Below are 21,723 nucleotides of genomic sequence, written 5' to 3'. Positions count from 1 at the left end.
GTGCCAGCGCGGGTTCCCCAAATCAGAATTGCGAATGCTTGGGAAGCGCTGGTCTTTAAGCGACAGCGCTTTCAAAAGCGTTCGGCGTGGTGTTCTTCAGATATTCGAGCGCCACCTTGGCCTTGGCCACGAGTGCGGCGAAAGCCTGCGGCTCATGGATGGCCATGTCCGACAGGATCTTGCGATCGATCTCGATGCCAGCCTTGTTGAGGCCGTCAATGAAGCGACCGTAGGTCAGGCCGTGCTCATGGGTCGCGGCATTGATGCGCTGGATCCACAGCGCGCGGAACGAGCGCTTGCGGTTCTTGCGGTCGCGATAAGCGTACTGCAGCGACTTTTCCACCGCCTGCTTGGCGATGCGGATGGTGTTCTTGCGGCGGCCGTAGAAGCCTTTCGCGGCTTTCAGGACCTTCTTGTGCTTGGCGTGCGAGGTGACGCCTCTCTTTACGCGTGCCATGTCATGATCTCCTTAAAAGCAATTCCAGGAAGAGTGCTCAGCGGTTTTCCGTTCGGAATTGCGTAAAACTAATGCGTGTCCGGACCGAATGCCTTAGAGGCCGTTCGGCAGAAAATTCTTGATGACCTTCTTGCCATCCGGTTCAGCCAGAACCATCGTGCCGCGGGCATTTCGAATGAACTTGTTGGAACGCTTGATCATGCCGTGACGCTTGCCGGCCGCAGCCGACAGGACTTTACCCGTACCTGTGATCTTGAACCGCTTTTTGGCGGCGGACTTGGTCTTCATCTTGGGCATTTTGCTACTCCGTATCGTGGGCGCACTATCGCGCTTTTGTTCGCTTCAGGCCGACCAAAGCCCGAAAAGCAAATGAAACCGCCACGGCATGCCCTGCCGGGCGGTTTTTCAGAACCGCGGTGCTATACGTCAAAGCAGGCGGCTGTGCAACACCCCCTGCGCCGCGCGTTCCCGGAACGTCGGGGTGCGACGCCCAGGCCCTCGTCAGGGAAGCGTGAACCAGACCGGCAGCATGCCCGACTGCTGGGCGCCGTCGATCAGCTCGAAAGCCGGCAGCGCGACAAGGAACACCAACCCGTCGAGCAGCGTGGTCAACAGCAGGCGCGGCTTGAAGCTGCCGGTATCGCCCTCCTGGTAGAGCGAAAGCTTCGGGAAGAAGCGCGGCACCTTCGCCAGATAGGCCTGGTATGGAGCGCCGAGCGCTTCCGTGAGGAATTTCTCCTCGCGCAGGATGACGATATGGAAGGCGCCCGCGCACAGGACAGCAAACAGAATGATGCCGGAGAACGAGCCGATCTGCGCGCCGACGCCGGCCGCGGCCACTGTCGAGAACACGTAGAGCGGGTTGCGGGTGATCGAGTAGGGGCCACCAGTCACCACCTCGGAAGACTTGCGTCCGCCTATGTAGAGCGTCGCCCAAAGGCGCCCGACAATGCCGAGGAAAATCAGCAGCACGCCGAACATCTCGATCGACTCGTGCACCGGCGTATCGGGCGGGAAGGTCGACTGGCCGAACAGCAGCGCCAAGAACAGCACCACCACGAGCACGGCAAGCACCAGCCTGCGCATCTGCTGGTAGTTGCCCAGCCCGTACTTGAGTTCATTGTCCAAGGGAGGAATCCGATCGTCGAAGAGCCTGATGCATGTCGCCTGAAAGTGGCCCCGGTTTTGGGAGGACGACATGCATGAAAACAGAACCGGCGATCGCAGCTTTGGCCAAGAAACAGGCGTCCCGCCGATCGCCGGGACGCCCTGTAGCACAATTCAGGCGGATTTGGAGCGCGATGACGAGCCTGACGTCATCGTGATCTAGCGAGGCGACAGCACCATCATCATCTGGCGGCCTTCAAGCTTCGGTTCCGCCTCGACCTTGGCGATGGTCGCAACTTCCTCGCGCACCTTGTTCAGAAGCTGCATGCCGAGTTCCATGTGCGCCATCTCGCGGCCACGGAAACGCAGCGTCAGCTTGACCTTGTCGCCTTCCTCGAAGAAGCGGCGAACCGCCTTCATCTTGGTCTCGTAGTCATGGCTGTCGATGTTCGGGCGCATCTTGATCTCCTTGATCTCGATGACCTTCTGGTTCTTGCGCGCCTCGGCCGCCTTCTTCTGGTTGGCGTATTTCAACTTGCCGAGATCGAGGATCTTTACGACGGGGGGCACCGCATTGGGCGATATCTCGACCAGATCGAGCCCGGCCTCTTCGGCGAGCAGCAATGCATCGTTGATGGAAACATCACCGCGGTTCTGGCCTTCGGCGTCGATCAGCTGGACCCGGGGAACCCGGATATCACGGTTTGAGCGCGGGCCATCCTTGGTCGGCGCCGCTGCTTTGAAAGGTCTGCGAATGGTCGTGGTCTCCTTGGCCGTTTCGTTCAGGGTTTGCAGGTCTTGATGCGTGAACGCGCCAATGTGGTGAGCGCGCGGGCGGAGTCAATAGCACAGCATTGACAGGAAATCACCTGATCGCTGACCTGCACCAAACAAAGAAGGATCGCGAGCACTTTTCGCCACGCCACTGGCTGTGCCACAAGACCCTGTGCCAAAAGACCGGCGTGAGGAAAAAGCCATGACTGCCACGCCCCCCGTCTTTCTGGACGTCGATGGATCGAGCATCGCGGTGCGCCACACGGCTGGCACGACGCCCGGCATCGTCTGGCTCGGCGGCTACAAATCGGACATGCTGGGCACGAAGGCCGAAACGCTGTCGGACTGGGCGGCAAGAGAAGGCCGCGCCTTCCTGCGACATGACTATTCCGGCCATGGCGAATCCGGCGGCGCCTTTGCCGATGGCACGATTTCAAAATGGCTTTCGCAAAGCCTTGCCGTTTTCCGGCACTTCACCAGGGGCAAGCAGATCCTGGTCGGCTCATCGATGGGGGCCTGGATCGCGCTGCGCATGGTGCAGGAACTGCGCAAGGCAGGCGACAGCAACGTCGCCGGCCTGGTGCTGCTGGCGCCGGCGCCGGATTTTACCGTCGAGCTGGTCGAACCGGTGCTGACCGAGGCGCAGAAGCGCGATCTCGCCGCAAGAGGCTTCTTCGAGGAGCCGTCGGACTATTCCAGCGAGCCTTACATCTACACACGCGCGCTGATCGAGGACGGGCGCGACAACCGGGTCATGGCAGGCCCTATCGACACGCATTGCCCGGTGCACATCTTGCAGGGACTGGCCGATCCGGACGTGCCGGCAAGCCACGCGCTGAAGCTGGTCAGTCTGTTGCCCGCGGACGATGTGACATTGTCGCTGATCCCCGACGGTGATCATCGGCTGTCGCGGCCGCAGGATCTCGACATGCTTGTACGGACCGTCGACGCGATGGCGCGGAGGGAGAACTGATGCGCGTTTCCATTCCGGTATCCGCCTTTGTCGCGGCAATCGTCGGCTTTGGCGGCACGCTGGCCATCGTGATTGCCGCCGCCAAGGCGGTCGGCGCGACGCAGATCGAGACAGCGAGTTGGGTGACGGCGATCTGCCTGGCGATGGCGATCGAGTGCCTGTGGCTATCCTGGCGCACGAAGATGCCGGTCATCACCGCCTGGTCGACGCCGGGCCTGGCGCTGATCGCCGCGTCGAGCGGTTTCTCGATGGGCGAGGCCGTCGGCGCCTTCATCGTCACCGGCATCCTCCTGATTGCCACCGGCCTGTTCGGACCGCTGACACGGCTGATCGCCAGGATACCGCCGTCGGTGGCATCGGGCATGCTGGCCGGCATCCTCGTCAGTTTCGCCATCAACGCGGTCAAAGCCATCCCCGCCGATCCCTGGCTGATCCTGCCGCTGATCGCGGCCTTCTTCGTCATCAGGCTGTTCAATCCGGCGGTGTCGGTGCTGGTGGTGCTGATCGGCGGCGGCCTCGCCGCTTTCCTGACAGGCCGCGTCGGTGGCTTGCCGACACCGGAATTGTCGACGCTGACACTGATCACACCGCAGTTCAGCGCCGCCGCGATCATCGGCCTGGCGCTGCCGCTCTACCTCGTCACCATGGCTTCGCAGAACCTCTCCGGGCTCGCCGTGCTGCGCGCCGCCGGCTATCACCCGGAGCCCGGCCCGCTGATCGGCGTCACCGGCCTGTTTTCGCTGCTGTCGGCGCCGTTTGGCGGCTCGACCACCAACCTGGCCGCGATTTCGGCGGCGATCTGCACCGGGCCGGACGTCCATCCCGATCCCGCCGAACGCTGGAAGACCGGCCCGTTCTATGCGCTCGCCTACATCATCTTTGCCATATTCGGTGCTTCATTGGTGGCGATCTTCGCCGTCCTGCCGCAAAGCCTGATCGTGCTGGTGGCGGGTCTGGCGCTGATGGCGCCGCTTGCCAACGCCCTGTCGATCGCCCTGAAGGACGAAGGCGAACGCATGGCCGCCACCGTCACCTTTGCCGTCACCGCGTCGGGACTGACGCTGTTCGGCGTCGGCGCCGCATTCTGGGGGCTGGTCGCGGGCCTGGCCGTTCTTTTCCTCGAAGCATTCAAAAAGCGACAATCATTTCAGCCTCTTGTCCGGTTTTGGCGGACATTGTCTTGAATCGCCGTTTTCTTCTTCCCATTTCGATTCCACGCAGCCGGGTTTGGCTGTCTCCAACCGAAGGAATGGGAGAAAATGAACACATCCGCATTGATCCGTCCGGCCTGGACGCCGGCAACCATCGCGTTGATGGTGATCGGCTTCATGGTGTTCTGGCCACTCGGCTTCGCCATGCTCGCCTACATCATCTGGGGCGACCGTCTCGATGGCTTCAAGCGTGACGTCAACCGGGCGACCGACGGCATCTTCGCCGGCTGCCGCCGCGGTTCCGACAAGGCCGCTCGCTGGGGTCACGGCTCCGCCCGCACCGGCAACGTCGCTTTCGACGACTGGCGCGAAAAGGAGCTTGAGCGCCTGAACGAAGAGCGCCGCAAGCTCGACGAGATGCTGACCCAGTTCGACGAGTACGCCCGCGAACTGCGCCGCGCCAAGGACCAGGACGAGTTCGACCGCTTCATGGCGAACCGCAACAAGGCGACGGCGCCGACGAAGACGGATCCGAGCACCGGGACGACGGCCAGCAAGCGTGGCAAGGGCTCGAACCTGCTTGACGACTAAGGCCAGGCGACAGGCCAGGTCGTGAAAAAACGGCGTCGCGCGAGCGGCGCCGTTTCTTTTTTGTTCTATTCGTTTTCCTCGAATCGCGTATCGTCCGGCCATGTCTTTCGGCTTCTTCCGCAACCTGACAAAACCCAAGCCCGCGCCTGTCCAAGAGCGCGAGCATGTCGTTGCCGGGCGGTCATTGCCGCTCAAGATCGTCGAGAACGATCGCGCCCGGCGGCTGACGCTGCGCATCGATTCCGGCGGCCGCGGCCTGCGCATCACAGTGCCGCCGGGCCTGCGTCGGGGCGAGGTGGAAAAATTCCTCGACCGCCATCAGGAGTGGCTGGAACAGCGGCTGGCCAAGGTGCCCAACCGGCCGCAGGTGCGGCCCGGCATCAAGGTCCCTGTGCGCGGCGTGCCGCACCGCATCGTCCATGAGCCCTCGAAACGAGGCACCGTCACCGTCTCGCGCGACGAGCGCGGTCCGCTGCTGATCGTGCATGGCGAGCGCGTGCACCTGCCGCGCCGCATCGCCGATTTCCTCAAGCGCGAGGCCAAGCGCGAGATCGAGGCGCTGGTGGTCAAGCACACGCAGGCGCTCGGCAAGCGCGCCAAGGCGATCCGCTTCAAGGACACATCAAGCCGCTGGGGCTCGTGCACCTCGGACGGCAATCTGTCGTTTTCCTGGCGCATCATGATGGCGCCGGCGCCGGTCATAAATTACCTCGTCGCGCATGAGGTGGCCCATCTCAAGGAGATGAACCACGGCCCGAAGTTCTGGAAATTGTGCGAACAGCTTTGCCCGGACACCGAGCGCTGCAAGGCCTGGCTGAAGCGCAATGGCGGCGCCTTGCAAGCGATCGCGTTCGAGTAGGTGACGGGCGACGAGGTTACGGGCGACGATTCAATCGTCGTTGGCGGCGTTGAGGTCCTCGGGCCGCAGGCCCTCGTCGTCATGACGCGGCCATGGCAGGAATTTGCTGTCGAAGGCATCGCTACCGAAATAGTCGAGCGCCCGATGCGCCTCGGTGCCGTTGAAGGAGGCCTTGTCCACCAGATGAGCGATAACCTCGCGTGCCTGCGCGATTTTCTGCCTGAGTTCGGCAACCGTTCTGTCCGCCATGATTCTGCTCCCGCCTTGCGTCCTGTCCATGAATAGGTAGCGCCTTTGGCCTTGCCGGCAAACAGCATGCTTTTTCTCGACTCTTATCGCTTTTCGTGCGAATCCCGCGCCATGGCGCTTGACATCAAGATCTGCGGCTTGAAGACCGACAAGGCATTGGCCGCGGCAGTGGCCGGCGGCGCCAGCCATGTCGGCTTCATTTTCTTTGCCAAAAGCCCGCGCTACGTCGAGCCGGCCGAGGCTGGCCGTCTGCGCGAGGCGGCGCGCGGCAAGGCAATCGCGGTTGCTGTCAGCGTTGATGCAAGCGACGCCTTCCTTGATGAGATCGTCGAAAAGATGCAACCCGACATGCTACAGCTGCATGGTTCGGAAACGCCCGAGCGCGTGGCCGAGGTCAAGGCCCGCCACGGCCTGCCCGTGATGAAGGCGCTGCCGCTCAGCGAGGCTGCCGATCTGGAGCGGATAAAGCCGTTCATCGGCGTTGCCGACCGGTTCCTGTTCGACGCCAAGCCGCCGAAGGGCTCGGAACTGCCGGGGGGCAACGGCGTCGCCTTCGACTGGCGCATTCTCGCCGGCCTTGACGCCGGCGTCGATTACATGCTTTCCGGTGGGCTCAACGCCGCCAACATCGGCGATGCCCTTCGGCTTGCCAACCCGCCCGGAATAGACATTTCTTCAGGCGTGGAAAGCGCGCCAGGCGTCAAGGATCCGGCGCTGATCGAACAGTTCTTCCGGGCCGTCAGGGCAGCACGCGACAACCGCGCCGCCTGACCGGCTCAAACCAGAGCATGTCCCGGAAAAGTGGAAACCGGTTTTCCGACAAGGACAGGCTCGCAAGTCAAGATGCAGGAGATCGGCAATGGACAAGCCGGCGACACCCAATTCCTTCCGCACCGGACCCGACGAACAGGGCATGTTCGGCATTTTTGGCGGTCGTTTCGTTGCCGAAACGCTGATGCCGCTGATCCTCGATCTCGAGCGGAACTGGAACGAGGTCAAGAACGATCCGGATTTCAGGGCTGAACTCACGGATCTTTCGACCCACTACGCCGGACGGCCGTCGAAGCTCTATTTCGCGGAGGGGCTGACCAGGCATCTTCGTGAGGTTTCCTCGGCGAAGGGCCTCGGGGGCGGCGCCAAGGTCTATTTCAAGCGCGAGGACCTGAACCACACCGGCTCGCACAAGATCAACAACTGCCTTGGCCAGATCCTGCTGGCCAAGCGCATGGGCAAGAAGCGCATCATCGCCGAGACGGGTGCTGGCCAGCATGGCGTGGCGTCCGCCACCGTCGCCGCCCGCTTCGGCTTTCCCTGCGTCGTCTACATGGGCGCCACCGACGTCGCCCGTCAGAGTCCCAACGTCTTCCGCATGAAGCTGCTGGGCGCCGAAGTGCGGCCGGTGACCGCCGGCCACGGCACGCTGAAGGACGCCATGAACGAGGCGCTGCGCGACTGGGTGACGAATGTCGAGGACACCTATTATCTGATCGGCACCGCCGCCGGCCCGCACCCCTATCCGGAGCTGGTGCGCGACTTCCAGTCGGTGATCGGTTCGGAGGCACGCGCGCAGATCCTCGAACAGGAAGGCCGGTTGCCGGACACCATCATCGCCTGTGTCGGCGGCGGCTCGAACGCCATCGGCATGTTCCATCCCTTCCTCGACGACAAGGAGGTTCGCATCATCGGCATCGAAGCCGGTGGCCGTGGCCTCGACGGCATCGAGCACTGCGCCTCGATGAATGCCGGAAAGCCCGGCGTGCTGCACGGCAACCGCACCTATCTCCTGCAGAATTCCGACGGCCAGATCATGGACGGCCATTCGATCTCGGCCGGCCTGGATTACCCCGGTGTCGGCCCGGAGCATTCCTGGCTGCGCGACAGCGGCCGCGTCGAATATGTCCCGATCCTCGACGACGAGGCGCTGGAAGCCTTCAAGCTGACGACGCGTGTCGAAGGCATCATTCCGGCGCTGGAATCGGCGCACGCCATCGCGCATGCGGTGAAGATCGTGCCGGCCATGGACAAGGACCAGATCGTCATCGTCAACCTGTCCGGCCGCGGCGACAAGGACGTGCATACGGTTGCCAGCATGCTGGGCATGGAGATCTGATCATGGCCACTCGTATCGACCGCCGCATGGCGAAGCTGAAGACCGAGGGCCGCCCGGCGCTCGTCACCTATTTCATGGGCGGCGACCCGGACTACGACACCTCGCTGTCGATCATGAAGGCATTGCCGGCGGCGGGTGCCGACATCATCGAGCTCGGCATGCCGTTCTCCGATCCGATGGCCGACGGCCCGGCGATCCAGGCGGCGGGCTTGAGGGCGCTCAAAGGCGGCCAGACGCTGGTCAAGACGCTGAAGATGGCGTCGGAATTCCGCGTCGGCGACAATGAGACGCCGATTGTGCTGATGGGCTACTACAACCCGATCTATATCTACGGCGTCGACCGTTTCCTCAAGGACGCGATCGCCAGCGGCATTGACGGGCTGATCGTCGTCGACCTGCCGCCGGAGATGGACGAGGAATTGTGCATTCCGGCACTGAAGGCCGGCATCAATTTCATCCGGCTGGCGACGCCGACCACCGACGACAAGCGTCTGCCCAAGGTGCTCCAGAACACATCCGGCTTCGTGTATTATGTCTCGATGACCGGCATCACCGGCTCGGCGCTGGCCGACACCGGCAAGGTGGCGGCGGCGGTGAAGCGCATCAAGGGCCATACCGACCTGCCGGTCTGCGTCGGTTTCGGCGTCAAGACCGCCGAGCAGGCGCGCGTGATCGGCGCCAACGCCGATGGCGTCGTCGTCGGCACCGCGATCGTCAATGCGGTCGCCAATGTGCTGGGGCCGAAGGGCGAGAAGACCGCCGACCCCGCCGAAGCCGTCGCCACGCTGGTCAGCGGCCTTGCGCAGGGCGTGCGCTCGGCCCGCCTTGCTGCCGCCGAATAGTTTTCCTACCTCAGGTCTTGTCGTTTTCCCAAAACCGGTTCCCACTTTTGGGCGACATGCACTAACTCTTGGTCAGGACAGGAGCCGAAGCGATGAACTGGATCACCAATTACGTTCGCCCGAAGATCAATTCGATGCTCGGCCGGCGCACCGACATGCCCGAGAATCTCTGGATCAAGGATCCGGAAACCGGCGAAATGGTGTTCCACAAGGATCTGGAGTCGAACCAGTTCGTCATTCCGTCCTCCGGCCATCACATGAAGATCTCGGCCAAGGAGCGGCTAAAATTCTTCTTCGACGGCGGCAAGTACGAGACCCTGGACAATCCCAAGGTCATGCAGGACCCGCTGAAGTTCCGCGACGAGAAACGCTATGTCGACCGGCTGAAGGACGCCAAGGCCAAGACCGGCCTGGAAGATGCGATCATCAACGCGCTGGGAACCGTCGAAGGCCTGCCGGTTGTGGTCACGGTGCAGGACTTCGCCTTCATGGGTGGCTCGCTCGGCATGGCTGCCGGTGACGCCATCGTTCATGGTTTCGAAGTCGCCCTGCAGCGCAAGCGGCCGCTGATCCTGTTCGCCGCCTCCGGCGGCGCCCGCATGCAGGAAGGTATCCTGTCGCTGATGCAATTGCCGCGCACCACGGTCGGCGTCGACCGGTTGAAGGAAGCCGGCCTTCCCTACATCGTCGTGCTGACCAACCCGACCACCGGTGGCGTCACCGCTTCCTACGCCATGCTGGGCGACGTGCACATCGCCGAACCCGGCGCACTGATCGGTTTTGCCGGACCGCGGGTCATTGAACAGACCATCCGGGAAAAGCTGCCGGACGGCTTCCAGCGCGCCGAATATCTGATGGAGCACGGCATGGTCGACATGGTTGTGTCGCGACTGGAGCTGCGCGAAACGATCGCACGCTTGCTGAAGATGCTGCTCAAGCTGCCGGAAGAGCAAAAGCCGCTGGAGCCGGAAATCCTGCCGCCGGCAGTGGTCCCCATGGAACCCCGCCCGCAGGCCTGAAGCGACATGGTTCGCCGCGAACCGCGATTGCGCCAGGGTCGTGGTGCGCTGTAGCTTTTTCGAATTGCCATGGTCCTTTCCGAAACGATTCCGGTTTTCGGGGTCATGCGCTAGGATTCCCATATGACGACGCTTGCCGCCGACCGCGAAATCGAAGCCCTGATGGCGCTTCATCCGAAGGGCTTCGACCTTTCGCTCGACCGCATTTCCAGGCTGCTGGAACGGCTCGGCGACCCTCAGGACCGGCTGCCGCCGGTGATCCACATCGCCGGCACCAACGGCAAGGGCTCCTGCGCGGCGTTTTCGCGCGCACTGCTCGAAGCGGCGGACTACCGCGTCCATGTCCACACCTCGCCGCATCTGGTGAACTGGCACGAGCGCTACCGGCTGGCCGCCGATGGCGGCGGCAGGCTGGTTGACGACAAGGTTTTCGCCGATGCCATCGCCCGCGTCGCCAGGGCCAATGAGGGTGAGACGATCACCGTCTTCGAGATTCTCACCGCCGTCACCTTCCTGCTGTTTTCCGAGCATCAGGCCGATGCGGCCATCATCGAGGTGGGGCTGGGCGGCCGCTTCGACGCCACCAATGTCATCAAGGAACCAGCCGTATCGGTGATCATGCCGGTGTCGCTCGACCACGAGGCCTATCTCGGCGACCGTGTCGAACTGATCGCCGCCGAAAAGGCCGGCATCATCAAGCGCGGCTGCCCGGTCGTCATCGGCGCGCAGGAAAGCGAGACGGCGCTGCAGGTGCTGATCGAAACCGCCGAGCGGCTTGAGTGTCCGACCTTCGTCTACGGCCAGGATTTCCTCGCCTTCGAGGAAAACGGCCGCATGGTCTACCAGGACGAGGACGGCTTGATGGACCTGCCGCCGCCCAGGCTGCCCGGGCGCCACCAGTTCGCCAATGCCGCCGCGGCGATCGCCGCGGTGAAGGCGGCCGGCTTCGAGATCAGCCATCGCGCCGCCGAAAAGGCGATGATCAATGTCGCCTGGCCCGGCCGCATGCAGAAGCTGGTGCAGGGTCGGCTGGCCGAACTGGCGCCAAAGGGCGCCGACATCTGGCTCGACGGCGGCCACAATCCGGGCGCCGGCGTGGTCGTTGCCGAAGCGCTGGCCGAGCAGGAAGAAAAGAATCCGCGTCCGCTTTTCCTGATCTCGGGCATGATCAACACCAAGGACCAGAGCGGTTATTTCCGCGCCTTCAAGGGTCTGGCCCGGCATGTCTACACGGTGCCGGTGAGCGCGAGCGACGCCGGCGTGCCGAACGACGAACTGGCGGTCCGCGCCACGGAAGCCGGGCTGACGGCCGAACCGGTGAGTTCCGTCGCCAACGCATTGATGCTGCTGCGCGATACCTGGGACGGTCCACCGCCGCGCATCCTGATCGGCGGGTCGCTTTATCTGGCCGGGGCGGTGCTGGCTGAAAACGGCACGCCGCCGACATGATCAAGGTAAAGCAGCTCGCTCACGTTTGCATCTTCGCGAATGACCTCGACGTGACGCGAAGCTTCTATCGCGACGTCCTCGGCATGGACACCCAATTCAATTTCCTGCGCGACGGCAAGATTTTCGGGTTCTACCTCAATTGCGGCGGTCGCAGCCACATCGAGGTGTTCCAGAAGGACGGAGCCCGCTACAGCGACCTGAACCAGATCAACCATCTCTGCCTCGAGGTGGAAGACATCGACGCGGCAATCGCCCACATCAGGTCGAAGGGAATTGACGTCACACCGAGGAAACTCGCCTGCGACGATACCTATCAGGCCTGGCTTCGCGACCCCAACGACGTGAAGATAGAGCTGTTCGAGTATACCGAAAAAAGTTCGCAATTCGTCGGCGGCGATCGTATCGCCGATTGGTAATCGCGCCTGCCGGCCTGACGTGGCCTTGGTGGATTACTTCAGCTCGATCTCGATAAAGGCGTATTCGCCTTCATTGGCGTTGATGACGTCGTGTTCGACGCCTTCCTTGCGGAAATAGGGGGCGCCCTTCTTCATTTCGGCAAAGGATTCGCCGTCCTTGGTCAACAGCTTCACCTTGCCATCCATCAGCGGCACGACGACATAGTCGTGGCCGTGGCGATGCCAGCCGGTGTTGTCGCCCGGCGCGAAGCGGTATTCGGTGACGATGACGCGCTCATTGTCGATGAAGACGGTGGCCTTGGCGGATCCGGTCATGGGGTTCTCCTGTCCGCCTCAAGCAGACGACATGGAGTGCCCGCACGCGAGGGCCAGAGCGGCGCAGCGATGGCGCCAACAAAAAGCCCGGCGCTTTGGCCGGGCTCGATATCAGGAATTTCGGACGGATCAGAGATTGCCATTAACCCAGTGCGACAGCGAGGTCTTGGGCGCGGCACCGATCTTTCTGTCAGCCTCTGCGCCACCCTTGAATATAACAAGCGTCGGGATCGAGCGCACGCCGAATTGGGCGGCAAGCTCGGGATTCTCATCGATGTTCAGCTTCGCGATCTTCACCTTGGCACCAAGTTCGGTGGCGATGTCTTCCAGCGACGGGGCGATCATCTTGCAGGGGCCGCACCATTCCGCCCAGAAATCAACCACGACCGGTACGCTGGCGTCGAGCACAGCGGTCTGGAAATTGCTCTTGTCGACCTTGACGGTGGCACCCATACGGAAATCCTTTCGAGAGTTTTTGTCGCACCAAATGTGGTGGTGATCGGGCCCTTCTTCAAGCAGGTGTTGTGTCACGCTCCCGTGAGTCGAGCAAGGGCGTCATCCATGGCGCCGGCCGGCAGTTCGATCAGCCGCGGCGCCTCGGTGAACAGCAGGGCCGCCCGGATCACGCGTCCGGGATAGAGCGGCTGCAGCAGGGCGCGATAAAGCGCGAGCTGGAGGACATAAGCCGGCGGAACCTCGGCCAAAGAGGCGGGCGCCGGCCGGTTGGTCTTGTAGTCGACGATCGACACTGTGTCCGATGTCACCGCCAGCCGGTCGATCTTGCCGGAAATCGAACGCTTTTTGCCCTTCACCTCGAGGCTGCCCATGATCGCGACCTCGGCACGCGACGAAGGCGCAAACAGTGTGCCGAAGCGTGGGTCGGCAAGGATGGCGGTGACCGACGCCAAGGCTTTTCCACGCTCGGATTGAGTCCAGTCCGCACCCGTTCGCGCGAGATAACGTTCCGCCGCGCCACCACGTTCGCCCTCGGCAATGCCGGGCAACATCTGCAGAAGCTTATGCAGGGCCAGCCCCCGCATCACGGCAAAGCCCGGCTCGGCATCGGCGTCCAGCACCGGCGAAGCCTTGTCGACCACGGCTTCCTTGCCTTCGTCGATCAGCGCCGAGGCGCCGGATGGCGACAGCGGACGCGGCAGGTCCTCGAAAGGCGGCAAGGGCCGGAACAGGCTTGCCGGCAACGGCCCGAAAACGTGCGTTTGCCGTGCCTGCTCGCTCGAGCTTGCCGCGACGGGCGGCAGCTTGGTCACATGGAAACGATGCACGGGCTCGCCACCGGCGGGATGCGCGCGCTGTTCGCTTTCCGGCGCGCCGATCAGGGCGCGGCTGACGATCGAATGCCAGGTGCCGGTGTTCGGCGCCCGCTTGCCATGATAGCCGCAGACAATCAGCCGGTCCTCGGCGCGGGTCATGCCGACATAGAGCAGCCGGCGATATTCGTCGTCGGCGAGCTCCCGCGCCCGGACTGCCGCCGCTTTCGAAAAGCCATTGGCGACATCGCTGGCCGAGCGCCAGAGATAGCCCTTGCCGTCCCAATATGTGCCCGAACCATCGAAAGGCATCAGGCGCGGCAGATGCTGGTCGCTGAACGGGGCGGAGCCGCCATCGACCAGGAACACCACCGGTGCCTCCAGGCCCTTGGCGGCATGCACGGTCATGACGCGAACCTCGTCGCGGGTCTGGTCCATCTCGCGCTTGATCTCGGGGCCGGCGTTCTCCAGCGTCGACAGAAAGGCTTCCAGCCCCGGCAGGCCGGTTCGCTCCTCGGCAAGGCAGAAGCTCAGGAACTCGTCGAGGATATCGCCTGCCTCGGGCCCGAGCCGCGCGATCATCTTGCGGCGCACGCCATCGCGCGCCAGCAGGCCGGCATAGAACTCGAACACAGGCTTGAAGGCCGCTTCGTTCGTCCAGATGTCGAGCTGGGCGACAGCCGCCGCAAGTCGCTCGCTTTCGCCGGCATGGCGGCGCAGCGACGTGATCAGCGACAGGCCGGGCGGCCGCTCCGCCGCGAGCGTGAAAAGTGCCTCTTCCGGCAGATCGAAGATCGGGCTGCGCAGGACGGCGGCAAGCGACAGATCGTCCTGCGGCTGGATGAGGAGATGGCCGAGCGCGATCAGGTCCTTGACCGCGATATGGCCAGGCAGGCTCAGCCGGTCGGCGCCGGCGACCGGAATGTCGCGGCGTTTCAAGGCCCGGGTCAGCGCGTGGACGAAGCGATCGCGCTTGCGCACCAGCACCAGCACGTCGCCCGGCCGCAGCCGCTTGCCACGGCCTTCGATGATCTCGCCGGCGCCGATCCAGCCGGCAATGGTGGCGGCGACATTTTCGGCGACGCGCACCGCCGGCGCATGGGCATGGTCGATGGCCTGGGTCCAGTCGTCGGGTTCGTCGACGACGTCGGCGCCGAGCGACGGCCAGACCTCGACATAGCCCGGCGCGTCGGTGCGGATCGCCTTGTGGCTCAGCGGATCGGGATCGTGGCTGATGCCGCGCCGCACGAGGGGATCGGCGAAGACGCGGTCGACCGCCGCCAGAACGTCATCGGTCGAGCGGAACGACCAGGTCAGCTTGAGGTCGGCGAAGGATGCCTCGGCATCGCGCACCCTGCCGGCAAACAACAGCCGGCTGTCGGCGAAGGAGTCGGGCGCCGCGCCCTGAAAGGAATAGATCGACTGTTTTTCATCGCCGACGGCAAAGACGGTGCGATGGACCCTGTCGCGCGCGCCGAGGCCGGCAAAGAACTCCTCCGCCAGCCGCTTCACCACCTCCCATTGATCCGGGCTGGTGTCCTGCGCCTCGTCGAGCAGGATGTGGTCGATGCCCTGGTCGAGCTTGTACTGTACCCAGGGGCCGGCATCGGGCCGCGCCAGCAGGTTGACCGTGCGGGTGATGAGGTCGTTGAAGTCGAGAAAGCCGCGGCTGCGCTTCAGCACTTCGTAGCGGGCGATCAGCCAGTCGGCGATGATCAGTGCAGCGCGCGTGCCTTCCAGCATCCGGAACAGGGCCAGCCGGTCGACGGTTTCGACGATGGCATTGGCCGCTGAAACATAGCGTTCCACCAGATCCGGCAGCCGGTCGACCAGGGCCTTCTTGAAGGCCTTTACCGGATCGTAGGTGTCGCCATCAGCCTTGAGGAAGGCCCTCGACAGCAATTGCAGCCGGCGAACCGGGTCACTTTCGGCGAAAGCCAGGCGCGCATAGGGAAGGATGTTGTTCAGCACCGTTCTGGCATCAGCCGCTTCCGCCGCATGGGCAAAGCCGGCAAAATAATCCGGCAGAAAGCCCGGCAACGGCCAGACTGATGCCGCTATTCCTTCGGCGGTCTGGCCGGGGCGGAACTGGAACTCATCGAACAGCGCCTGGAAATGCGTGTCGTCGCGCCCGACGGCATCGATGAAATTGCGCAAGCCGTCACGCTTGCGCACGATCTCGCTGAGCAAGGCATCGAGACCAGCTTCGCCGCCGCGATCGAGAATGGTGGCAAAGGCCTCGGCCAGATTCCTATCGCCGGCGGCCGAGATCATCTCGCGGCGCGCTGCGGCAAACAGCGATGCCTCCATCTGGCTGTCGAGCATTTCGAAATGAGCCGGGATGTTGGCTTCCAGCGGGAACTGGTGGAGCACCGATTCGCAGAAGGCGTGGATGGTCTGGATCTTCAGCCCGCCCGGCGTTTCCAGCGCCTCGGCGAACAGGCGGCGGGCACGGCGCATGGTCTCGACATCGGGCCGGAGGCCTTCCAACGCCTCGACCCTTGCCGCCAGATCGGCGTCACCCAGTGTCGTCCACTCCGACAGTGTCGAGAACACCCGGTTCGACATGTTGGCGGCGGCGGCGCGCGTATAGGTCAGGCACAGAATTTTCGATGGGTCGGTGCCGCGCAGCAGCAGCCGGATGACGCGCTGGGCCAGCACATGGGTCTTGCCGGAGCCGGCATTGGCCGACACCCAGGCGGAATTCTTGGGATCGGCGGCGCGGGCCTGGCTGGAAGCCGTATCGCTTGGAATGGGATAGGCCTTCTTCATGCCTCCCCTCCCTCGTCGCCGGCATCGCCGCCCGCCGACCATTCGAGCACGCGGGCAAGATGGTCGTAGTCGCCATCGGTCTCGCCTTCGCGAAACGGCAGCGCGCGCGACAGATATCCGGTCGCCGGGTCGGCATAGTGGATCAGAAGCTTCTCGAGCCGCGCCCATGCCTCTTCGGCGAGATCGGTGGCGGTCCTGGGCTGGCGGTTGTGCTCGAGGATCGATTCCTCGAACACCTCGCCATTCGGCTTCAACCGCACGAACGCCAGTTGCGACGGTTCGCGCGCGCCCAGATCCTTGAAGGCGCCGCGCCTGAGCAGCGCGCCTTCCAGCGCCAGTTGCGGCGCAAGCAGCGTGTGCGCCTGCGCCTTGGACGGCGACGAGCCCGTCTTGTAGTCCAGTATGTCGGCCATGCCGCCAGCCAGCAGGTCGACGCGGTCGGCGTAGCCGGACAGCGTCACGCCGGACTGGCCGACCACGGTCTTGCCGGCGCGCTCCTCGGCATGCCGCCGTATCACCGCGTCGGCGCGCGTGCGCTCCCACTCGACGATGTTGGCGGCGAGTTTTTCGAAGCGCGGCCACCACACCGCCTCGACATCGGCCGGAAGGGCGGCCTCGGCAAAACAGGCGCGACCCGCCGATATGAGGCCGGCCAGCGCATCCGGCGCGCGCGGATCGGCCACTTGCGCCGAGAAGAGATGCAGAATGGCGTGAAACAGCGTGCCGCGCTCGGCGGCACCTGGATCGCGGATGACCGGATCGAGCGGCATCAGGCCGAGGATCCGTCTTGCATAGACGGCGTAGGGATCACGGCGCAGGGTCTCGATCTCGGTGACCGAGAAATGGGTTGGGCGCACTGACAGTGGCGGCTTCGGCTGCGGTCGTGGCGCGAAGTCCTGCCTTGGGCCGGTATCGAGCGCGCGTGCCCAGGCGAGCAGTTCGTCGCCGCGCCGGCGCAACTCCGCCGCCTGTTCGTTGCCGATGAAGGTGAGGAGGCGCTGCAGCCAGCGTGACGGCACGGCGGGTGCGTCGCCGGCACGCGCCGAGCGGGCCAGCACCACTTTCCTGGCGCCCATGGCCATCTGGAAATCATGCGCGGCAAGGCCGATACGCCGTTCGGGCGGTTCGAGATCGATGCCGGTCTTCATCAACCTCGACATGAAGCGGTCGCTCTCCGGCTTGCGCGGCCACACACCCTCGTTGAGCCCGCCTATGACCAGCGTGTCGACATTCTGCAACCGGGCTTCCAGCGCGCCCCAGATGGCGATGTTCCTGTCTGTGCCCTGTGCCGGCTTGACCGTTTCGGGCGCGATCAGCGCGTCCATCACGTCAGGCCATTCGCTCGCCGGGAACGACAGCGATGCCGAAGCCGCGACCAGCCCGCGCAGCAATTCGGCAAGCTTTTCGCCGGCGTCACCGGCATAGAGTTCTCGCAGGCCGCCATCTTCGGCGCGCCCGAGATTTTCGAGTGCCACGACGCTGGCCTTGACCAGCGCGGCAAGGTCTGCGTCCGCCTGGCCGTGAAAGGCCGTGAGCGGCGCCAATGCATGTTTGAGACGTTCGAGCACATTGCGCGCGCTTTCGATGGAGCGGACGGTCAGCCGGGAGAACCAGAAGGGTTGCCGGCTGCCGCTGCCCAAGCCGGTGAGTCGGGCCTCGAAGAGTTCGGACAGGGAAGCGATGTCGGGGCGGCCGGTGCCGCCGCGCAGCGCCATCAGTTCGACCAGTTCGGCTGCGTGGCGCACATCGGCGCGTTGCAGGCCGAGGCCAAGCAGCGGGTGCTTGAGCAGCGACAGCAGGCCAACCGGATCGCCTGGCCGGAACACCGCTTCGAGCGCCAGCCTGAGCAGGCTGGCAGCCGGGGTGTTGGCGAGCGGCGTGCCACCGGAATCGTCGGCGACGACGCCGAAGCGCAGAAGCTCGACTGAAACGCGGCGCGCCAGGGCGCGGTCGCCGGTGACGAGCGCAGCCCTCTGGCCGGCTTGCTCGACGGCCTGCTTGAGCGCGACGGCGATGGCGACGGCCTCGTCGCGTTCGCTGGCCGCCTCGAGCAGCGTCACGTCGGCGAAGGCGCCGGCGATGGCGGCGGCTGGGAAACCAGCGCGTGTCTCGGCCCAGAGTTCGGTGGTCTCGGCCGGCCGCAACGCCTCGCCGACAAGGGCGGCGCGAAGCGCAAGCGACGGCTCGGCCATGCCAATCTCCTCGACATCGCCGCGCAGCACGCCGATCTTGCCGATCAGCCTGGCCAAGCCATATTGCGGGTGGCCGAGCACGGCCGGACGCGCGCCAGATGCGGCAATCGCCTGGAAGGACGCTTCGTCCAGCGTCCGGTCGAGACCGGGCAGCACGATGGCACCGCCAGGCAAGCGGGCGATCACGGCAAGCAGCTCGGCCGTGGCGGGAATCGAACCGGTGGATCCGGCGGCAATGACTGGTCCGGCAGGCGGATTGCGCTGCAGCCGCGCGGCCTCGGTACGGATCAGCGCGCTGCGATGCGCGGCCGGATTGGAGCGATCGCGTTCCTCGAGGAATTTAGGCCAGGCGTCGGTGACGATGCCGAGGAATTCGAGCGTCACCTGCCACCATCCGGCAAGGTTGCCGGTGACCAGATCGGTGAGCTTTGCCCAGCCCGTGCCTTCCGTCTCGATCTCGTCCATCAGCCCCGCGAGATCGCGCGCCAGCCAGATCGCGTCGGCGGTAGAGGCCGGGATGACGATCTCCTCGGCGAACAGGGCCGCGACATGCGCCGGCAGCCGGCGTTTCCAGGCGCGCACCAGCGGCGCCAGCAGCAGCAGGCGTTCGGTCGCCGCGATCGGCGGCGCGAGATCGATTGCCGCCGATGCCTCTGTTTCGAACGCGGCCTCATCCTCGTCGAACTCGCCGAGCGGACGGATCACCGGCAGGATCGCCGAACCGCCGCCGCCGCGTGCCCGCAGGCTGTCGACGAAGACACCCCGCAAGGCACGCGCGGCACGGCGCGTCGGCACGTAGATGGTGACATCGGCAAGAGCGAGCGGGTCGCCATCAAATCGAAACCCCGGAACCAGGCGACCGGCAAGCAGCGCCTCGGCAAGCGTCGGCAGAAACGGCGCTCCGGAGGGAACCGAGAAAACGCGGCTTGAGCCGCTCATTGCAACTCGGCTAGCGCGCCGGCGACTGCCGCTTCCGCGAGCGGAATGGCATCGGGCGTGCCGACGGTGATCCAGTGGCCGTGCATCGGCATGCCGAACAGCCGGCCGGCGGCAATGGCCGAATCGAAATAGGCGTTGAGCGAATGCGGCCCGGCAGGCGCATTCGCGAACAGGCGCGGATGAACGATTGCAGCCCCGGCATAGATCAGGCCCGCCGGATCGCCCTTTGACCGGCGCAAGGCGCCATCCGGTGCCACCAGAAGGAAATCGGTGCCGCCGCAATGTCCGGTCGCCTGATGGAGATCCGCCAGCATCAGCAGAATATCCATTTTCGCCGCGTCCCATGCAAGGGCGAGGCGGTCGAGATTGAGGGGACCGTCGTCGATCCAGAAAGTATCGGCGTTGAGGATATAGAAGGGCTGTTCGCCCAGGTCCGGCAGCGCCTTGACGATGCCACCGGCGGAATCGAGCAACCGGTCGCTCTCGTCGGAAATGATGATCTCCGGTGCCCGACGCGCCGCGACATGGGCAACGATCTGCTCGGGAAGATAGTGGACGTTGACCACGGCCTTGCCGACACCGGCGGCGGCCAGGCTGTCGAGGCCCCAGTCGAGCAAGGTCTTGCCGGCGATCCGGACCAACGGCTTGGGGATGGTGTCGGTGATCGGCCGCATGCGCTTGCCAAGCCCGGCGGCAAGTACGATTGCGGTGTCCGGTCCTGCTGTCACAGCGTTCGCTCCTCGAGCAAACCATTGGCGTTGTAGAAATCCCGCAGGCTGGCGAGCGAGGGGTGGGACAGCGCCCTGCGCAGATAATCACGGATGCGCGGCAAGTGCTTCAGATAATAGGGTTTGCCGTCGCGCTTTTCGAGGCGCACGAAAATGCCGAGTATCTTGGAGTTGCGCTGCGCCGCCATGATTGCATAGGCTTCCAGGAAGCTTGCTTCATCGAAAGCGCCGGCGGCGTGGCGCGCCGCGACATAGGCATCAAGCGTCCCTCTCTCGATTTCCGGCGATATGGTGACACGCGCGTCCATGGCGAGCGAGGCGACGTCATAGGCTGAAGGACCGATCAGCGCATCCTGGAAATCGACTATGCCCAGCCGATCATGGCCGGAACGGTCACCGCGCCAGATGATATTGGGCGAATGGAAGTCGCGCAGCATCAGCGTGTATTCGCGGCCGTCCAGCCGGTCGAGAAGGGCATTCCATTCTTTGGCGTAGCCGGCGCGCAAGCTCTCGCTTGCCGGGCTGCCCGATATCGCCGGCACGTACCAGTCGACCAGCAGATCGGCTTCGATCATCATGGCGTCGCGGTCGAACGGCGGCACATCATGGAAGCCGCCCTGCCCCGTTTCCATGTGCCGGGGCCAGTTCCTGCCATGCATCATGGCGAGCAGCTCCGCCGCCGCCGCGTAACGCTCGGCCACCGGTTGGCTGTCCTCACCGAGGAATCCTTCGGAGCCAAGATGTTCGAGCAGAAGGAACCCTTGATCCTGGTCCTCGGCATGGATTTCCGGAACGCTGACGCCGCCAGCCTTCAATGCCCGGTCGATGGCGACGAAGGCGGAGACCGACTGGGCGGTGTGAGCGATCTCGGCATAGGGCTTGCCGTCGCGCACCGGCGGTCCGAGCACCAGTCGCGGCGAGTTCATCAGCACTTGCGGCTTGCGGCCGGCAAGGGAAACGATCTCATAGGAGCGGGCCGAGGCATCGCCGATGAAATGGCGGCGCCGCGCATCGCCCCAGCCGGCATTCCCAAGAAAGTCGCGCATGGCCAGCGATCGTGCCACACGGTCGAAGGCGGCACCTTGCCCCGACAGTCGCGCCAGCCGGCCCTCGCCGTGCTGGACGAGTTCGATCAGCACCGAGGTTTTCGGCAGATAGGCTTCCGCTCGTTCCGGCCATTCGATCAGGGCGGCACCTTGCGCCAAGGCTTCCTCGAAACCCAACTCGTCGATTTCGGCCGCTGACGACAGGCGGTAGAGATCGAAGTGATGGACGGGGATGCGGGTATCGTAGCTCTGCACCAGCGTGAAGGTAGGGCTCGGAACGTCGAGGCCGGCATCGTCGGCCAATGCCCTGATCAATGCACGCGCCAGCGTCGACTTGCCGGCGCCGAGATCACCCTTGAGCGCCAGAACGTCACCGGCGCGCAGCGCCAGCGCGAGATCCTCGCCCAGCAGCGCTGTGTGTGTCTCGTCCGCGAGTAAACGCTCCAGCACCAATCCCGTCATCGAG

Annotated in this window: 22 protein-coding genes; 11 read left to right on the top strand and 11 right to left on the bottom strand. The window is 64.4% G+C overall.

The window, feature by feature from the left end:
• Positions 1-55 precede the first annotated feature (55 nt).
• The 3 genes from rplT to AC56QP_RS17400 form a co-directional block, all read right to left on the bottom strand.
• Positions 56-457, bottom strand: a complete 402-nt coding sequence (gene rplT / locus AC56QP_RS17410) for a 50S ribosomal protein L20 (RefSeq protein ID WP_006201247.1) — start codon at positions 455-457, stop codon at positions 56-58.
• Between the two features lie 93 nt (positions 458-550).
• Positions 551-754: a 50S ribosomal protein L35 gene (gene rpmI, locus AC56QP_RS17405; protein ID WP_006201248.1), complete on the bottom strand. Its 204-nt coding sequence runs from the start codon at positions 752-754 to the stop codon at positions 551-553.
• A gap of 204 nt (positions 755-958) precedes the next feature.
• On the bottom strand, positions 959-1,585 hold the full coding sequence (locus tag AC56QP_RS17400; RefSeq protein ID WP_489858821.1) for a methyltransferase family protein: 627 nt from the start codon (positions 1,583-1,585) through the stop codon (positions 959-961).
• A 70-nt stretch (positions 1,586-1,655) separates the two neighbouring features.
• On the opposite strand from AC56QP_RS17400, the gene AC56QP_RS17395 reads away from it, so the two are divergent.
• Positions 1,656-1,787, top strand: coding sequence for a hypothetical protein (locus AC56QP_RS17395; RefSeq protein WP_489858822.1), 132 nt, complete (start codon positions 1,656-1,658; stop codon positions 1,785-1,787).
• Here the strand turns inward: AC56QP_RS17395 and infC are convergent.
• Complete coding sequence (infC, locus tag AC56QP_RS17390) at positions 1,784-2,320, bottom strand: translation initiation factor IF-3 (protein ID WP_013528312.1); 537 nt, start codon at positions 2,318-2,320, stop codon at positions 1,784-1,786. The genes AC56QP_RS17395 and infC overlap by 4 nt on opposite strands.
• Positions 2,321-2,540: 220 nt before the next feature.
• Between infC and AC56QP_RS17385 the strand changes: the two genes are divergently transcribed.
• The 4 genes from AC56QP_RS17385 to AC56QP_RS17370 all read left to right on the top strand — a co-directional run bounded on the left by AC56QP_RS17385 (position 2,541) and on the right by AC56QP_RS17370 (position 5,912).
• Complete coding sequence (locus AC56QP_RS17385) at positions 2,541-3,311, top strand: alpha/beta hydrolase (RefSeq protein WP_489858823.1); 771 nt, start codon at positions 2,541-2,543, stop codon at positions 3,309-3,311.
• Positions 3,311-4,495: a benzoate/H(+) symporter BenE family transporter gene (locus AC56QP_RS17380; RefSeq protein WP_489858824.1), complete on the top strand. Its 1,185-nt coding sequence runs from the start codon at positions 3,311-3,313 to the stop codon at positions 4,493-4,495. Before AC56QP_RS17385 ends, AC56QP_RS17380 begins: the two co-directional genes overlap by 1 nt.
• Positions 4,496-4,570: 75 nt before the next feature.
• Positions 4,571-5,053: a DUF2852 domain-containing protein gene (locus AC56QP_RS17375; RefSeq protein ID WP_091584243.1), complete on the top strand. Its 483-nt coding sequence runs from the start codon at positions 4,571-4,573 to the stop codon at positions 5,051-5,053.
• Between the two features lie 100 nt (positions 5,054-5,153).
• Entirely contained in the window at positions 5,154-5,912 is a 759-nt protein-coding gene (locus tag AC56QP_RS17370) for a M48 family metallopeptidase (RefSeq protein ID WP_091584242.1), read from the top strand.
• Positions 5,913-5,942: 30 nt separating this feature from the next.
• Here AC56QP_RS17370 and AC56QP_RS17365 read toward each other — a convergent pair whose 3' ends face one another.
• Positions 5,943-6,161: a hypothetical protein gene (locus AC56QP_RS17365; protein WP_489858825.1), complete on the bottom strand. Its 219-nt coding sequence runs from the start codon at positions 6,159-6,161 to the stop codon at positions 5,943-5,945.
• A 111-nt stretch (positions 6,162-6,272) separates the two neighbouring features.
• On the opposite strand from AC56QP_RS17365, the gene AC56QP_RS17360 reads away from it, so the two are divergent.
• The 6 genes from AC56QP_RS17360 to AC56QP_RS17335 all read left to right on the top strand — a co-directional run bounded on the left by AC56QP_RS17360 (position 6,273) and on the right by AC56QP_RS17335 (position 11,997).
• Entirely contained in the window at positions 6,273-6,932 is a 660-nt protein-coding gene (locus AC56QP_RS17360; protein ID WP_091584297.1) for a phosphoribosylanthranilate isomerase, read from the top strand.
• 88 nt (positions 6,933-7,020) lie between these two features.
• Positions 7,021-8,271 (top strand): tryptophan synthase subunit beta, encoded by a 1,251-nt coding sequence (gene trpB, locus AC56QP_RS17355; RefSeq protein ID WP_489858826.1) that lies wholly within the window; start codon positions 7,021-7,023, stop codon positions 8,269-8,271.
• Between the two features lie 2 nt (positions 8,272-8,273).
• Positions 8,274-9,113, top strand: a complete 840-nt coding sequence (gene trpA / locus AC56QP_RS17350; protein ID WP_091584234.1) for a tryptophan synthase subunit alpha — start codon at positions 8,274-8,276, stop codon at positions 9,111-9,113.
• A gap of 92 nt (positions 9,114-9,205) precedes the next feature.
• The gene (accD, locus tag AC56QP_RS17345) at positions 9,206-10,132 is read left to right on the top strand and encodes an acetyl-CoA carboxylase, carboxyltransferase subunit beta (protein WP_489858827.1); all 927 of its coding nucleotides are present in this window, start codon (positions 9,206-9,208) and stop codon (positions 10,130-10,132) included.
• A gap of 123 nt (positions 10,133-10,255) precedes the next feature.
• A complete protein-coding gene (locus AC56QP_RS17340; RefSeq protein WP_489858828.1) occupies positions 10,256-11,581 on the top strand; it encodes a bifunctional folylpolyglutamate synthase/dihydrofolate synthase in 1,326 nt (441 codons plus the stop codon).
• On the top strand, positions 11,578-11,997 hold the full coding sequence (locus tag AC56QP_RS17335; RefSeq protein ID WP_489858829.1) for a VOC family protein: 420 nt from the start codon (positions 11,578-11,580) through the stop codon (positions 11,995-11,997). The genes AC56QP_RS17340 and AC56QP_RS17335 overlap by 4 nt, the downstream gene beginning before the upstream one ends.
• A gap of 33 nt (positions 11,998-12,030) precedes the next feature.
• On the opposite strand, the gene AC56QP_RS17330 is transcribed toward AC56QP_RS17335, so the two are convergent.
• The 6 genes from AC56QP_RS17330 to tsaE form a co-directional block, all read right to left on the bottom strand.
• Entirely contained in the window at positions 12,031-12,312 is a 282-nt protein-coding gene (locus AC56QP_RS17330; RefSeq protein ID WP_095083181.1) for a cupin domain-containing protein, read from the bottom strand.
• Between the two features lie 129 nt (positions 12,313-12,441).
• Positions 12,442-12,765: a thioredoxin gene (gene trxA / locus AC56QP_RS17325; RefSeq protein WP_091584223.1), complete on the bottom strand. Its 324-nt coding sequence runs from the start codon at positions 12,763-12,765 to the stop codon at positions 12,442-12,444.
• Positions 12,766-12,839: 74 nt separating this feature from the next.
• On the bottom strand, positions 12,840-16,352 hold the full coding sequence (gene addA / locus AC56QP_RS17320) for a double-strand break repair helicase AddA (protein ID WP_489858830.1): 3,513 nt from the start codon (positions 16,350-16,352) through the stop codon (positions 12,840-12,842).
• Complete coding sequence (gene addB / locus AC56QP_RS17315) at positions 16,349-19,483, bottom strand: double-strand break repair protein AddB (RefSeq protein WP_489858831.1); 3,135 nt, start codon at positions 19,481-19,483, stop codon at positions 16,349-16,351. Before addB ends, addA begins: the two co-directional genes overlap by 4 nt.
• Positions 19,480-20,211 carry a nucleotidyltransferase family protein gene (locus AC56QP_RS17310; protein ID WP_489858832.1) on the bottom strand — a complete coding sequence of 244 codons (732 nt, stop codon included), beginning with the start codon at positions 20,209-20,211 and terminating at the stop codon, positions 19,480-19,482. Before AC56QP_RS17310 ends, addB begins: the two co-directional genes overlap by 4 nt.
• Positions 20,208-21,719 (bottom strand): tRNA (adenosine(37)-N6)-threonylcarbamoyltransferase complex ATPase subunit type 1 TsaE, encoded by a 1,512-nt coding sequence (gene tsaE / locus AC56QP_RS17305; RefSeq protein ID WP_489858833.1) that lies wholly within the window; start codon positions 21,717-21,719, stop codon positions 20,208-20,210. Before tsaE ends, AC56QP_RS17310 begins: the two co-directional genes overlap by 4 nt.
• Positions 21,720-21,723: the final 4 nt, after the last annotated feature.

Source organism: Mesorhizobium sp. RCAM 05104 (assembly GCF_059683645.1).
Note: the sequence above shows the minus strand (reverse complement) of the source record. Positions and strands in the feature narration are given on the sequence as shown.